At 68.1% G+C, this 13,548-nt stretch carries 12 protein-coding genes; 11 read left to right on the top strand and 1 reads right to left on the bottom strand.

Features of this window, described 5'->3' with window-relative positions; genetic code table 11:
• Nucleotides 1-55 precede the first annotated feature (55 nt).
• The 6 genes from AC07O3_RS32015 to AC07O3_RS31990 all read left to right on the top strand — a co-directional run bounded on the left by AC07O3_RS32015 (nt 56) and on the right by AC07O3_RS31990 (nt 6,834).
• Nucleotides 56-724 (top strand): hypothetical protein, encoded by a 669-nt coding sequence (locus AC07O3_RS32015; protein WP_093056178.1) that lies wholly within the window; start codon nt 56-58, stop codon nt 722-724.
• The gene (locus AC07O3_RS32010; RefSeq protein ID WP_093056180.1) at nt 721-2,109 is read left to right on the top strand and encodes a sigma 54-interacting transcriptional regulator; all 1,389 of its coding nucleotides are present in this window, start codon (nt 721-723) and stop codon (nt 2,107-2,109) included. Before AC07O3_RS32015 ends, AC07O3_RS32010 begins: the two co-directional genes overlap by 4 nt.
• Before the next feature lie 193 nt (nt 2,110-2,302).
• Complete coding sequence (locus tag AC07O3_RS32005) at nt 2,303-2,506, top strand: hypothetical protein (protein ID WP_093056182.1); 204 nt, start codon at nt 2,303-2,305, stop codon at nt 2,504-2,506.
• Between the two features lie 5 nt (nt 2,507-2,511).
• The gene (gene mdoH, locus AC07O3_RS32000; protein ID WP_097200110.1) at nt 2,512-4,521 is read left to right on the top strand and encodes a glucans biosynthesis glucosyltransferase MdoH; all 2,010 of its coding nucleotides are present in this window, start codon (nt 2,512-2,514) and stop codon (nt 4,519-4,521) included.
• Nucleotides 4,522-4,798: 277 nt separating this feature from the next.
• Nucleotides 4,799-5,698: an RNA ligase family protein gene (locus AC07O3_RS31995; protein WP_495341252.1), complete on the top strand. Its 900-nt coding sequence runs from the start codon at nt 4,799-4,801 to the stop codon at nt 5,696-5,698.
• Nucleotides 5,695-6,834, top strand: coding sequence for an AAA family ATPase (locus AC07O3_RS31990; protein WP_495341251.1), 1,140 nt, complete (start codon nt 5,695-5,697; stop codon nt 6,832-6,834). Before AC07O3_RS31995 ends, AC07O3_RS31990 begins: the two co-directional genes overlap by 4 nt.
• A gap of 66 nt (nt 6,835-6,900) precedes the next feature.
• Here AC07O3_RS31990 and ffh read toward each other — a convergent pair whose 3' ends face one another.
• Nucleotides 6,901-8,289, bottom strand: a complete 1,389-nt coding sequence (ffh, locus tag AC07O3_RS31985) for a signal recognition particle protein (protein ID WP_093056193.1) — start codon at nt 8,287-8,289, stop codon at nt 6,901-6,903.
• A gap of 214 nt (nt 8,290-8,503) precedes the next feature.
• On the opposite strand from ffh, the gene AC07O3_RS31980 reads away from it, so the two are divergent.
• Genes AC07O3_RS31980 through ampD form a run of 5 tightly spaced genes read left to right on the top strand, consistent with a single transcriptional unit; the run spans nt 8,504 to nt 13,410 of the window.
• On the top strand, nt 8,504-9,316 hold the full coding sequence (locus AC07O3_RS31980; protein ID WP_093056195.1) for a cytochrome C assembly family protein: 813 nt from the start codon (nt 8,504-8,506) through the stop codon (nt 9,314-9,316).
• Between the two features lies 1 nt (nt 9,317).
• Entirely contained in the window at nt 9,318-9,578 is a 261-nt protein-coding gene (locus AC07O3_RS31975) for a PP0621 family protein (RefSeq protein ID WP_097200115.1), read from the top strand.
• Nucleotides 9,575-11,272 carry a two-component system sensor histidine kinase NtrB gene (locus AC07O3_RS31970; protein ID WP_093078639.1) on the top strand — a complete coding sequence of 566 codons (1,698 nt, stop codon included), beginning with the start codon at nt 9,575-9,577 and terminating at the stop codon, nt 11,270-11,272. The genes AC07O3_RS31975 and AC07O3_RS31970 overlap by 4 nt, the downstream gene beginning before the upstream one ends.
• A 4-nt stretch (nt 11,273-11,276) precedes the next feature.
• On the top strand, nt 11,277-12,824 hold the full coding sequence (locus AC07O3_RS31965; RefSeq protein WP_495341250.1) for a sigma-54-dependent transcriptional regulator: 1,548 nt from the start codon (nt 11,277-11,279) through the stop codon (nt 12,822-12,824).
• Entirely contained in the window at nt 12,811-13,410 is a 600-nt protein-coding gene (gene ampD / locus AC07O3_RS31960) for a 1,6-anhydro-N-acetylmuramyl-L-alanine amidase AmpD (RefSeq protein WP_495341249.1), read from the top strand. Before AC07O3_RS31965 ends, ampD begins: the two co-directional genes overlap by 14 nt.
• Nucleotides 13,411-13,548: the final 138 nt, after the last annotated feature.

The following is a 13,548-nucleotide window of genomic DNA, read 5'->3' as shown; positions in this document are numbered from 1 at the left end:
CCCCGGCTTCCCCTCTCCAACACTGCCTGACCGCCTCGCGTCCTTTCTTCGACCCATGTCTTTTTCGTTCGTCCGCCGTTCCTCCTTCGCCGGGGCGATGACCGTGCCTTTCGTCCTGCTGCTGGCCGCCTGCGCCACGCAGCCCAAGCCGCCCGCGGAGGCCGATGCGCTGCCACCGCCCCCGGTCGTGCCGCGCGTGATGCCGGTCGAGGCCGAGCCCAAGGCCCCGGCCACGCAGCCGGCCTCGTCGCTCTTCACATTGATGACGCAGGGGCCGCAGGCGGCCATGCTGTCGTATGCCGACAGGGTGCGCCCGCTGAACGGCGCCGACCTGAACACGGAAATCGCGCGCATCGGCGACCCCGGCGATGCGCCCACGGCGCAGATGCAACTGGCGCTGCTGCTCTCGCAAACCCGCGTGCCAGCCGACCTGGCGCGCGCGCTGGGCCTGCTGCAACGCGTGATCGCCAACCCCGCGCCCGAGGCGCAGGCCCTGCATCCGCTGGCACGCGCCCTGGCCGCGCGCTATGTAGAGCAGCGCCGCGTGGAAGACGACCGTGACAGGCAGGTGCAGCAGCTGCGCGACAGCCAGCGCCGCATAGACCAGCTGAACGACCGCATCGAAGCCCTGCGCGCCATCGAGCGCAGCTTTGCGCGGCCCAACACCACCCCGGCCGCAGCCACCCCTGCGGCGCCGCCTACCGGAAGCAAACCGAACCAATGAGTACCTCTGGCGCCCGTCTTCTCGTGGTCGACGACGACCCGGACATGCTGCGGCTGCTCTCGATGCGGCTGAGCTCGGCGGGCTACCAGGTCACGGCCGTCACCTCTGCAGAGACGGCGCTCACGCAGTTGGAAATCGAGCATCCGCAGCTCGTGCTGAGCGACGTGCGCCTGCCCGGGCGCGACGGCCTCCAGCTGTTCGACGAGATCCGCAAGCGCCACCCTTCGCTGCCGGTGATTCTGCTCACCGCGCACGGCACCATTCCCGACGCGGTCGAGGCTACGGCGCGGGGCGTGTTCACCTACCTCACCAAGCCCTACGACGGCCGCGAGCTGCTAGACAAGATCGCGCAGGCACTGGCGCTCGGCGCCCCCGCCACCACGCCGAGCAAGGCCGGCGACGACAGCTGGCGCGCCGAGATCGTGAGCCGCAGCAACCGCATGGCCGAGCTGCTGGCCGAGGCGCGCATGGTCGCCAAGTCAGATGCTTCCGTGCTGCTGCGCGGCGACTCCGGCGCCGGCAAGGAGCTGCTGGCGCGCGCCATCCACAAGGCCAGCGCGCGCGCCGACAAGCCCTTCGTGGCCGTGAACTGCGGCGCCATTCCGGAAGCGCTGCTCGAGTCGGAACTGTTCGGCCACATGAAGGGCGCCTTCACCGACGCCCACGCCAATCACAAGGGCCTGTTCCAGCAGGCCGACGGCGGCACGCTGCTGCTCGACGAAATCGGAGACATGCCGCCTGCCCTGCAGGTCAAACTGCTGCGCGTGCTGCAGGAGCGCGCGGTGCGGCCGCTGGGCGCGAGCCAGTCGATCGAGGTCGACGTGCGCATCGTCTCGGCCACCCACCGCGACCTCGACGCCGCAATGGAAGCCGGCCAGTTCCGCGAAGACCTGTATTACCGCCTGAACGTGGTGACGCTCACGCTGCCGCCACTTTCGGCACGGCGCGAAGACATTCCGCTCTTGGCCAATCACTTCCTGCAGCGCCTGTCGACCAAGTACGGCAAGCGGCTGTCGGGCTTTGCGCCCGAGGCGCTGAAGGCGCTGACAACAGCAGCCTGGCCGGGCAATGTGCGCCAGCTGTTCAACGTGGTCGAGCAGGTCTGTGCGCTGTCGAGCTCGCCGCTGATTCCGCTGGCGCTGGTGCAGCGGGCGCTGCGTGTGCCGACGGTCGAAGTCCAGACCTACGCCGAAGCCAAGCAGCGTTTCGAGCGCGATTACCTCGTCGGCCTGCTGAAACTGACGGACGGCAACGTGGCCGACGCGGCCCGCCTGGCCGACCGCAACCGCACGGAGTTCTACCGGCTTTTGCAGAAGCACGAACTCACGCCGGGCCACTTCAAGGCCGATGCTGTCGCTCCGGGTGGGGACCCTGTCGCCGAGTAGCGACGCACCTAAGTCGTTGATTTATATGGCCTATCCCCACCAGCCCAGAAGGCTTGTCGGGATTCGGCGACAAAAACAGGGGTTTTGAGGCCTTCCAGCAGCCTCTCCCCGCGAAAAACACCGTCAGATCGCTCCAAGTCATTGATCTGAAAGCGTTTTTCCAGCCTGGCACAGGGTTTGCCCCTGTACAGGCATGACAGCACTCACCAGCCCATCTTTCGCACTGCGTCAGCAGCGCGACGGCCTGCGTCAAAAGCAGTTTTCCCCCTCGCGGCCCCGTGCCGCGGGTCATTCGCTGGCCGCGCTCGCAAGCGCTGGCGGCGCTGAGCCGGATTGCGTGATCAAGCGCTTTCCTGCCATTGGCGACACCCCTTCCCTCGACAAGCAACGTTGGTAAATCACATGAAGCCGAACGACTTCTCCCAACTGAACGTGCTGGCCGATACCGATTTTTCGCGCCGTAGCCCGGTTCGCGAAGAACGCCATCCCAACTCGGTCACCGCTCCCCCCGTCAACCGCGGTTCCATGGCACCCCGCCCCTGGCGCGGTTTCTGGAACAGCCTCGGCACCGCCGCGCTGGTCAAGCTCGGCGCGGGCCGTGACGCCGAAGCCGGCGTCCACGACGCCCGGCAGGCCAAGCAACCCTGGCAGCGCGCCGCCGCACAGCGCCGCTTCGCTTTCATGATGCTCACGCTGCTGAGCACCGTGATCGCGTCGTCGCTGTTCGCCAGCGTGCAACCCGACTACGACAACCTCTGGCTCGAATACGGCCAGATCGGTCTCTACGGCCTGCTTTCGGGCTGGGTCGTGACCGGCTTCGTGACCGCGCTCATGGGCTTCTACGTTTCCGTGCGCGGTGACAAGCACGCCCTCTCGGCGAAACAGGTGGTCAACCACCCGATGAATCCCGAGGCACGCACCGCGATCATCATGCCGATCTGCAACGAGGACGTGGCCACGGTGTTCGCCGGCCTGCGCGCCACCTGCGAATCGGTCGCGGCCACCGGCCACGCCAAGCAATTCGACGTGTTCGTGCTGTCCGACAGCTACAACCCCGAGACCGCCGCCGCCGAGCGCGCCGCCTGGGAAGACCTGCGCGCCGCCCTGGCCGAGAGCCCGAACCAGCCGCAGGTCGAGGTGTACTACCGCCTGCGCACCCGCCGCACGCACCGCAAGGCCGGCAACGTGGCCGACTTCTGCCGCCGCTGGGGCAAGGACTACCGCTACATGGTCGTGCTCGACGCCGACTCGGTGATGAGCGGCGACTGCCTGACCTCGATGGTCAAGCTGATGGAAGCCAACCCTACCGCCGGCATCATCCAGACCGCGACGCAAGCCATCGGCCACGTCACGCTGCACGCCCGCGCACAGCAATTCGCTTCCCGCGTGACGGGCCGCCTGTTCACGCTGGGCATGCAGTTCTGGCAACTGGGCGAATCGCACTACTGGGGCCACAACGCCATCATTCGCGTCGAACCCTTCATGAAGCATTGCGCGCTGGCCCCGATCAAGGGCACCGGCGGCATGTCGGGCGGCATCATGTCGCACGACTTCGTCGAAGCTGCGCTGATGCGCCGAGCCGGCTACAACGTGTGGCTGGTGTCCGACCTGGTCGGCAGCTACGAACAGCAACCGCCGGACCTGCTGGCCGAACTGCAGCGTGACCGCCGCTGGTGCCAGGGCAACCTGCAGAACGCCCGCCTGATGGCCGAGCCCGGCATCCACCCGGTGCACCGCGCGATGTTCGTGACCGGCACCATGGCCTATGTCTCGGCTCCGCTGTGGCTCGCGTTCCTGACGCTGGGCACCGCCCTGTGGCTGAGCGGCTCGAGCCTCGTGTCGAGCTGGAGCGTGCTGCCCGCCGAACTGGCCGGCCTGTGGGTCTGGACCCTGTGCCTGCTGTTCCTGCCGCGCGTGCTGGGCATCGCTGCCGTGCTGATGCGCGGTGAGCAACGCCAGTACGGCGGTGCGTGGGGCCTGGTGAAGAGCTCGGTGATGGAAAGCGGCCTTGCCATCGTGCAAGCCCCGGTCCGCATGCTGGCCCATTCGCTGTTCGTGCTGGTCGCCCTCACCGGCATCAAGCTCGACTGGAAGTCGCCCCCGCGTGAAGCCGCTGCCGTGCCGTGGAAGGTCGCTGCCTCGCAGCTGGCGCCCATGACGCTGGTGATCGCCATGCTGGCCGTCGGCGTCGCGATGATCGACCCGAGTGCTCTGATCTGGCTCATGCCCGTTGGCCTGCCGCTGCTGCTGGCGATCCCGCTGACTGTGCTGACCAGCCAGATCGCGCTGGGCACCACGCTGCGTGACCGCGGCTACCTGCTGATTCCCGAGGAATCGCGCTCGCCGGCCGTGCTGCGCCGCGCATGGATGCATGCAGTGCGCCTGGCGCGCCCCGCACTGGCAACCGCCTGATGCGCTGAAGACACAGCGCCTCGAAAAGCCGGCCTCAGGGTCGGCTTTTTTCATGGCGCGTGGCTAGAATCGCGCCTTCCTTTTTTCAACCCACGGATCCCTCGATCCCCTGGAGCGCCAAGTGCCCCGATTCGCCGTCATCACCCTCTGACGCCGACAACGCCACTTCATTGCTGGTCAAGTCGGGCGCCTGGCTGCGCTTTCCGCTGACCGCACTCTTTTCCAGCTTCGCTCCCGCACGTTGTCGGTTCTTCCTGATTTCCATCTGGAGAACAACGTGTTCCCTCTCTCTTCTTCTCTTTCATCGATTCCGCTGCTCAAGTACCCGCGTACTGCGCATCTGGAAGGCTCGCGCCTGCAGGCGGGCGACAGCGACGACGGCCAGACGCCGCTGTCGGCGCTGCATGGCCAGCACGTGGTCATCGAGGAAAAACTCGATGGCGCCAATGCGGCCGTGTCGTTCACTTCGGCGGGCGAACTGCTGCTGCAATCGCGCGGCCACTACCTCGCAGGCGGCGCCGGCGAGCGGCAGTTCAACCTGTTCAAGCACTGGACCGCCGCCCATGAAGCAGCGCTGCTGGAGCGCCTCGAAGACCGCTACGTGATGTACGGCGAATGGTGCTTTGCCAAGCACAGCTGCTGGTACGACCGGCTGCCGGCCTTCTTCCTGGAGTTCGACATCTACGACCGGCAGGCGCAGCGCTTTCTCTCGACACCGGCGCGGCATGCGTTGCTCGCGGGCAGCCCCGTGCTGCCGGTGCCCGTGCTCTACGAAGGCGAGATGCCGCGCCATGCCAAAGCACTGCGAGCGCTCGTGCGGCCTTCGCTGGCGCGCAGCACGGACTGGAAGACGGCCTTCGAGGACGCGGTGGCGAACGAAGGCCAGCCGCTCGATCTCGTGCGCCAGCAGACCGACCTGTCCGATCTGGCCGAGGGCCTGTACCTCAAGACCGAATCGGATGGGCAGGTGACGGGCCGCTACAAGTGGGTGCGCCCGGACTTCGTCCAGACCATCCTCGACTCGGGCTCGCACCACAGCCGCCGGCCGGTGCTGCCCAACCGGCTCGCGCCCGGCGTAGATCTCTACGCACCGACGCCGCCGGTCACCTGGCAAGACCTGGGGCTGCGCACCTTGCGCGACCCCGCCGAACTCGCAACCCAAGGGAGGCCGCGATGACATACGACGATCTGCGCGCCCTGGTGCCCGCGCCCGACAAAGGCACCGACTGGGCGCAATGCTGCGACCTGCTGCCGGCCTTGCTGCGCCTCGAAGAGACGCCGCAAGACCCGTACTACCACGCCGAAGGCAACGTCGGCATCCACACGCGCATGGTGCTCGACGCGCTGATGCAGGACGCGCACTACCAGCGCGCCGATGCCGACGGCCGCTTCGTGCTGTTCATGGCCTGCCTGCTGCACGACATCGCCAAGCCCGACACCACGGTGATCGACGAAGCCAGCGGCCGCATCGGCCAGCCCGGCCACTCGCGCCGCGGCGCGGTCGACGTGCGGGTGCTGATGTGGAAGGCCCGCGTGCCTTTCGCGCTGCGCGAGGCCGTCTGCCGGATCATCGCCGTGCACCAGGTGCCGTTCCACGCCTTCGCCTCGCGCAAGGGCGTGCGGCCGGAGTGGCTGGTGCACAAGCTCTCCTGGGAGCTGAGCCTGCCCGACCTGTGTTGCGTGGCGCGCTGCGACATGCTCGGCCGCCACTACGAGAAGCGCGCGGACAGCATGGCCGACATCGCGCTCTTCGAGGAGCTGGCACAGGAAGAAGGCTGCTGGGAAGGCCCTCGCCAGATGGTCGACGCTCACACGCGCCTGGCCTACTTCCGCGGAGCCGACACCAGCCCCGACTACCCGCTGTTCCAGACGCCGGGCTCACGGGTAACGGTGATGTGCGGCCTGCCGGCCAGCGGCAAGAATCACTGGGTGGCACGGCACCGCGAGGGCTGGCCGGTTGTGTCCTTCGACGATGCGCGCGCCGAGCTGGGCCTGAAGCACGGCGAGAACGACGGGCTCGCGGCACATCACGCGGTCGACCAGGCGAAGGCGTTGCTGCGCAAGCAGGAGCGCTTCGTCTGGAACGCCACGCACCTGAGCCAGCAGATGCGCACCAAGACGCTCGACCTGCTGTGGGCCTACCACGCGCAGATCGAACTGGTGTACCTGGAAGCGCCGCACGCAGAGCTGATGCGCCGCAACCGCGAGCGCGACACGACGCTGTCGAACGCGGGCATCGAGCGGATGCTGCACCGCTGGGAGTTGCCTGCGCCAACCGAGGCGCACGAAACGGTCTACGAAGTGCAGACCTGAAGACAGAAGGCCCGCCAGTGCGAACCGGCGGGCCTTCTTATATATATGGAGGGGCGAAGCGTTCGCCTAGAACGGCAGCTTGGGACCGCCGGGCCCACCCATTCCGCCCATGCCCTTCATGCCGCCCATCTTCTTCATCATCTTCATGAGGCCGGCGCCCTTCATCTTCTTCATCATCCCCTGCATCTGCTCGAACTCGTTGAGCAGGCGGTTCACTTCCTGAACCTGCACGCCGGCGCCGGCCGCGATGCGGCGCTTGCGCGTGGCCTTCAGCAGTTCGGGCTTGCGGCGCTCCAACGGCGTCATGCTGTTGATGATGCCTTCCTTGCGGCGGATGTCGCGCTCGGCGCGGGTCATGTCGGCTTCGGTGGCCTTGGCGGCCATCTGCGCGGGCAGCTTGTCCATCAGGCTGGAGAGGCCGCCCATCTGCTTCATCTGCTGCAGCTGGCCGAGGAAGTCGTTGAGGTCGAAGCCCGCGCCGCTCTTGACCTTGGCGGCGAGCTTCTGCGCCGCCGCCACGTCGACACCGGCCGTGACCTGCTCGACCAGCGCGACGATGTCGCCCATGCCCAGGATGCGGCCCGCATGGCGCTCGGCGTCGAACACTTCCAGGCCGTCGATCTTCTCGCTGGTGCCCGCGAACTTGATCGGCACGCCCGTGACCTGGCGCACCGACAGCGCCGCACCGCCGCGCGAGTCGCCATCGGTCTTGGTCAGGATGATGCCGGTGAGCGGCAGCGCTTCCTTGAAGGCCTTGGCGGTGTTGATCGCGTCCTGGCCCTGCATGGCATCGACCACGAACAGGGTTTCGACCGGGTCGAGCGCCGCATGCAGCTGCTTGATTTCGGTCATCAGCACTTCGTCGATGGCAAGGCGGCCGGCGGTGTCGACCAGCAGCACGTCGAAGTAATGGCGCTTGGCGTGGTCGAGCGCGGCGCGTGCGATGTCCAGCGGCTTCTGGTCGGGCGTGCTCGGGAACCACTCGGCGCCGGCCTGCTTGGTAACGGTCTTGAGCTGCTCGATGGCGGCTGGGCGATACACGTCGCCCGACACGGTGAGCACCTTCTTCTTGCGCTTTTCGATCAGGTGCTTGGCAAGCTTGGCGGTGGTGGTGGTCTTGCCCGCGCCTTGCAGGCCGGCCATCAGGATCACCGCCGGCGGCTGGGCCGCGAGGTTGATGTCGGACACGCCCTCGCCCATGGTTGCGGCGAGTTCCCGATTGACGATGCCGACCAGCGCCTGGCCCGGCTTGAGCGAGCCCAGCACTTCCTGGCCGAGCGACTTCTCTTTCACGCGGGCGACGAAGTCGCGCACCACGGGCAGCGCCACGTCGGCCTCCAGCAGCGCCATGCGCACTTCGCGCAGCATGTCCTGCACGTTGCTTTCGGTGATGCGGGCCTGGCCGCTCATCGTCTTGACGAGGCGGGAGAACTTTTCTGTGAGGGCGGTGGCCATGAAGAGGAAGCCTTGCTGCCCGCTGGGGCGGGACAAATGGAAAATCGCAGGAAACGAAAAATCTGAAGCCAGTATCGCCGCCCCGCCCTGGTGGAACACCGCGGAACCGGCTTCGCCGGGCCGCTGGTGTTGCCCCCGGTGAGGGGGTTGGCGAAGCGACACGAAGTGCGCGAAGCCTGGGGGAGGTCTTAATTCAGCCGGTACACTCCGGCCGATGATTTTAGCGATCCCCTCCCCGCTCGGCGTGGCGCTGGGCATCGCCACTGCGGTTGCCTACGGTTTCGTTGCCGGTGCCGGTGCCAAACTGAGCCGTCAATCGACCCAGTGGGCCCTCGGAATTGCATGGATTCTGCATGCCGCCGTGCTGGCCCACGGCCTCATCGGCAGCGAGCCGCGCTTCGGTTTCGCACCCGCCCTGTCGGTCACCGCGTGGCTGGTGCTCACCGTCTACGCGGTCGAAAGCCGCATGTATCCCCAATTGAAGGTGCGGCGCGCGCTCGCCTGGCTGGGCGCGGCCGCGGTGCTGCTGGCCATCCTGTTTCCCGGCACGCCGCTGCACGTCACGGCTTCGCCGTGGCTGCCGCTGCATCTGGCGCTGGGCATCGCCTCGTACGGCCTGTTCGGCGCCGCTGTCGTGCACGCCTGGCTGATCACCCGTGCCGAAAAGCAGATCCGCCTGGCCACCGCCGAGCCGCAGGGCGGCGTGCCGCTGCTCACGCTCGAACGGCTCACCTTCCGATTCGTCACCGCCGGCTTCGTGCTGCTGTCGGCCACGCTGCTGGCCGGCCTGCTGTTCAGCGAGCAGCTGTACGGCGCCGCCGGCCGCGTCTGGAAGTGGGACCACAAGACCATCTTCTCGGTGCTCGCCTGGATCACCTTCGCGATCCTTTTGATCGGCCGGGCCCGCTTCGGCTGGCGCGGCCGCACTGCGCGCCGCGTGCTGTACGCCGGCTCGGCCCTGTTGCTGCTGGCCTACGTGGGTTCACGCTTCGTGCTCGAAGTGGTGCTTGCGCGTCCTCCCGTCTGAAATGAAATACCTCCTCGTCCTCGCGGTGCTCTGGGTCGCGATCTGGCTCTGGCGCAAGAACCGCCGCGAAGAAATGCGCGACGCCATGCGCGAGCGCGCGGCCAAGGCGCAGCAGCGCCCCTCCGCGCCAGCCGGCCCGCCGCAGGCCATGGTGCGCTGCGCCCATTGCGGCCTGCACCTGCCGGCGACCGATGCCATCGCTGGCCCCGGCGGCGCGGTCTATTGCAGCACCGCGCACCGCGAAGCCGCAACGCCCCAATGAGCGCCCCCCTCTGGTCGCGCGGCGAGCCGGTCACCGATTGGGACGTGCTCGACCAGGGCACTGGCGAAAGCTCGGCGCTGATCCGGCTCTGGCGTGGCTTCATGGCCGCGCGCTGCTTCATCGCACTGGTGCTGATGCTGCTGCAGGGCGTGGCCTTTGTCATCGGGCAGACGATGCAGCCGGTGGCCATCACCATCTCGGCGCTCTACCTCGCCGCGACCTGGCTGGGCATGCGCTACACGCGCGTGCAGCCGCCGATCCGCGGTTTTGCCGCGCTCTGGCTGCTGACCATCGGCATCGATCTGGCCGCCTTCACCGCCTTGCAGGTGCTGCAGGGCGGCAACGTCAACTACACGCCGCTGTTCGCGCTGCCGGTGCTCATGAGCGCGGTGCTGGGCACCATGATCGTGAGCCTGGGCACCACTGCCACGGTCACGCTGCTGTTGCTGGCCGACGCGGGCTGGCACTGGCTGCAGCAGCCGGGCGATTCTTCGCCGCGCTTCGTGCAGGCGGCGCTCACCGGCACGGGTCTCTTCGTGGTGGCGCTGCTCGCGCACGAAATGGCCCGCCGGCTGGCGCGCGAGGAAGCCGTGGCGCAGCGCAGCCGCAGCAGTGCGCAGATGCAGGCGCAGGTCAACGACCTGGTAATCGAGACGCTGAGCGAAGGCGTGCTGGTGATCGACGCTGAAGGCCTGGTGCATGCGGCCAACCCAGCAGCCGATGCCATCCTCGGCCAGGGCCTGGCGAAGCTGACGCTGCCGTTCCCGCTGCATGCCCAGCCTGCCTGGCATGCGCTGGCCGCGCTGGCGCGCCAGACCTTCGCGCGGCGGGCGCCGCAGACGGAAGAAATCCCGGTGGCGCAGGTGCGCGGCGCGGCGCGCGAGGTGCGCGTGCGCACGCGGCTCACGCCCACCAGCGAGAAGCGCATCGACAGCCTGTGCGTGATGTTCCTGCAGGACCTGCGCGAGCTCGAAGCCCGCATCCGCACCGAGAAGCTGGCCGCGATGGGCCGCATGTCGGCGGCCGTGGCGCATGAAATCCGCAATCCGCTGGCCGCCATCACCCAGGCCAGCGCGCTGCTCAACGAAGACCTGACCGACCCCGCGCACCGCAAGCTCACAAGCATGGTGCAGCACAACGCGCAGCGGCTCGCGCGCATCGTGGACGACGTGCTCGACGTCTCGCGTGCCCGACAGCAACGCGTGCTGTCGCTCGGCGAGCAGGTCGTGCTCGACCCCGCGGTGCAGGTGCTGGCCGAGGAATGGGTGCGCCAGACCCAGCGCAAGGGCGTGCTGGTGTCGCTCGATGCGCCCAGCAGCGAGGTGCGCTTCGACGCCGAGCACCTGCGCCGCCTGATCGTGAACCTGCTGGACAACGCCTCGCGCTACGCCGGCAAGCGCGAAGACTCGATCCAGGTGCTGACCGCGCTGCAGCGCAGCGGCACCAACCGCCCCAGCCTGATGGTATGGAGCGACGGCGCGCCGCTGGAGCCGGCGGTGCAGCGGCACCTGTTCGAGCCCTTCTTCTCTTCCGAAAGCCGCTCCAGCGGGCTCGGCCTGTTCCTGTGCCGCGAGCTGTGCCGGCGGCATGGCGCCACCATCGGCTACGAGCGGCGCGCGCTGGTGCCGGGCGGGCCCGAGGGCAACGAATTCTTCGTCAGCTTCGCCCCCAGCGAAAACCGGCTGACACAATAGCGCCGTGAGCACTCCCCCCCCTTCCACCCAGCGACCGGCGCAGATCCTGGTCATCGACGACGAACCCGACCTGCGCACGCTCTATGAATTGACGCTGCTGCGCGAGGGCTATCGCGTCGAGGCCGCGGGCAGCGTGTCGGAAGCCTGGCAGCACCTGGAGGCCGGCCGCTTCGACGCCGTGATCACCGACATGCGGCTGCCCGACGGGCAGGGCATGGAGATCATCCACCGCATCCAGAAGGCCCAGCGCAGCGAGCGCTGCGTGGTGATGACGGCATACGGCTCGGCCGAGAACGCGGTGGAAGCGCTGAAGGCCGGCGCCTTCGACTACCTCACGAAGCCGGTCGACCTGAAGCAGTTCCGCGCCGTCGTGGCTTCCGCCGTGCAGGCGCGGCTGGCGCCGCAGCCGGTGGCCAAGCCCGTGCAGGCGGTACCCGCGAGCAACAACAGCGCCGACGCAACGGTGGTCACCTCCGGCACCGGCATTGCCGCGCTCGACCGTCTCGTGGGCGAATCGGAGCCCATGCGCCTCGTCAAGTCGCGCATCGCAAAGGTGGCGCGCGGCATGGCGCCGGTGCTGGTGCGCGGCGAATCGGGCACAGGCAAGGAACTGGTTGCGCGCGCCGTGCATGCCTGCAGCCAGCGCAGCGAAGGCCCCTTCGTCGCGGTGAACTGCGGCGCGATTCCCGAGAACCTGCTCGAGGCCGAATTCTTCGGCGCGCGCAAGGGCTCATACACCGGCTCCTCGCAGGACCGTGACGGCTACTTCCAGGCCGCGCGCGGCGGCACGCTGTTTCTCGACGAGATCGGCGACCTGCCGCTGGCCATGCAGTCGAAGCTGCTGCGCGCGATCCAGGAGCGCAGCGTGCGCTCGATCGGCTCGACGCAGGAAGAAGCTGTCGACGTGCGCATCGTCAGCGCCACCCACAAAGACCTGCACGCCGAAGTGCAGGCCGGCCGCTTCCGCCAGGATCTTTTCTACCGCCTCAACGTGATCGAGATCGCCGTGCCCGCACTGCGCGACCGGCGCGAGGACCTGCCCGCGCTGTGCGCCGCGCTGCTCTCGCGCATCGCACAGGACGGCGGCCTACCCGTGCCGCATCTGTCGAACGAACTGCTGCGCCGCCTCGCGCAGCATCCGCTGAACGGCAACGTGCGCGAGCTCGAAAACCTGCTGCACCGCGCGGTGGCGCTGAACGACGGCGACGAACTTCATCTCGACCTGATGGGCGGCTTCACCGCTGCGGCCGAAGCCGCGGCGTCCGCGCCAGCACCGCTGTCGCCCGTCACCGACGCGCCTGTCGCGCTGGCTCCACTTCCGGTGGCGCCGCCCAAGGCCGCGCCGCCGCCGCTGCCCTCCGACCTGCAGGCCTATCTCGACCAGCAGGAGCGCGAGATCCTCGTGCGTGCGCTGCACGAGAGCGGCTTCAACCGCACCGCGGCCGCCGCGCGGCTCGGCATGAGCCTGCGCCAGATCCGCTACCGCATCGCGCGACTGGGCATCACCACGCCCAACGGCGACGATGGCGCGAGCAGCCATGTCGACGACTGAAGCCAACGACAGCGGGCTCTGGCAAGCCGGCTGGTACCGTTTCGCGAAGGCGCTGCGCTCGCCGAACTTCGGACCCCGCCCCGCAGGCGCGCAGACCGACCTCATCGTGCTGCACTCGATCAGCCTGCCGCCCGGTGAATACGGCGGCGACGCGGTGCAGCAGCTGTTCACCAACCAGCTCGACTGGGACGCGCACCCCTACTTCCAGTCGATCCGCGGCCTCGAGGTGTCTTCGCATTTCTACGTGCGCCGCAACGGCGAACTCTGGCAGTTCGTGAGCTGCGACGACCGTGCCTGGCATGCCGGCGTGTCGTCGTGGCGCGGCCGCGGCAACTGCAACGACGACTCAGTCGGCATCGAGCTTGAAGGCCTCGAAGGCCAGCCCTTCGAAGAGCCGCAATACGAGACGCTCGCGAGCCTGTGCGCCGCCATCGCGCAGCACTACGCGATCGCGCACATCGCCGGCCACGAGCACATCGCGCCGGGCCGCAAACAGGATCCGGGCGCGGGCTTCGACTGGCGCCTGCTGCGCGAACAGCTCGGCTGGAATCCACAGATGTTTCCGCTGCAGGTGGTGCAGCGCTAATTTTTTCAATCGTGCGGCGTCTCGTGATGCGTCGCTCTTGCAGCGCAGCAATGCGAAAATAGCAACCGCGCGATTCAGCAACCATGCGGCCTGCAGGCCCAAATCGGCTTGCAAGCCAAGCCCCATGCGGGTTGAGAG

Source organism: Variovorax sp. GW821-FHT09D05 (assembly GCF_059416325.1).
This window is presented reverse-complemented; position numbering and strand designations above follow the sequence as displayed.

What these genes read in the sequence shown, in the direction of transcription:
- AC07O3_RS32015 (WP_093056178.1), top strand. Translation starts at nt 56, where the DNA reads ATGTCTTTTTCGTTCGTCCGCCGTTCCTCCTTCGCCGGGGCGATGACC.
- AC07O3_RS32010 (WP_093056180.1), top strand. Translation starts at nt 721, where the DNA reads ATGAGTACCTCTGGCGCCCGTCTTCTCGTGGTCGACGACGACCCGGAC.
- AC07O3_RS32005 (WP_093056182.1), top strand. Translation starts at nt 2,303, where the DNA reads ATGACAGCACTCACCAGCCCATCTTTCGCACTGCGTCAGCAGCGCGAC.
- mdoH (WP_097200110.1), top strand. Translation starts at nt 2,512, where the DNA reads ATGAAGCCGAACGACTTCTCCCAACTGAACGTGCTGGCCGATACCGAT.
- AC07O3_RS31990 (WP_495341251.1), top strand. Translation starts at nt 5,695, where the DNA reads ATGACATACGACGATCTGCGCGCCCTGGTGCCCGCGCCCGACAAAGGC.
- ffh (WP_093056193.1), bottom strand. Translation starts at nt 8,289, where the DNA reads ATGGCCACCGCCCTCACAGAAAAGTTCTCCCGCCTCGTCAAGACGATG.
- AC07O3_RS31980 (WP_093056195.1), top strand. Translation starts at nt 8,504, where the DNA reads ATGATTTTAGCGATCCCCTCCCCGCTCGGCGTGGCGCTGGGCATCGCC.
- AC07O3_RS31975 (WP_097200115.1), top strand. Translation starts at nt 9,318, where the DNA reads ATGAAATACCTCCTCGTCCTCGCGGTGCTCTGGGTCGCGATCTGGCTC.
- AC07O3_RS31970 (WP_093078639.1), top strand. Translation starts at nt 9,575, where the DNA reads ATGAGCGCCCCCCTCTGGTCGCGCGGCGAGCCGGTCACCGATTGGGAC.
- ampD (WP_495341249.1), top strand. Translation starts at nt 12,811, where the DNA reads ATGTCGACGACTGAAGCCAACGACAGCGGGCTCTGGCAAGCCGGCTGG.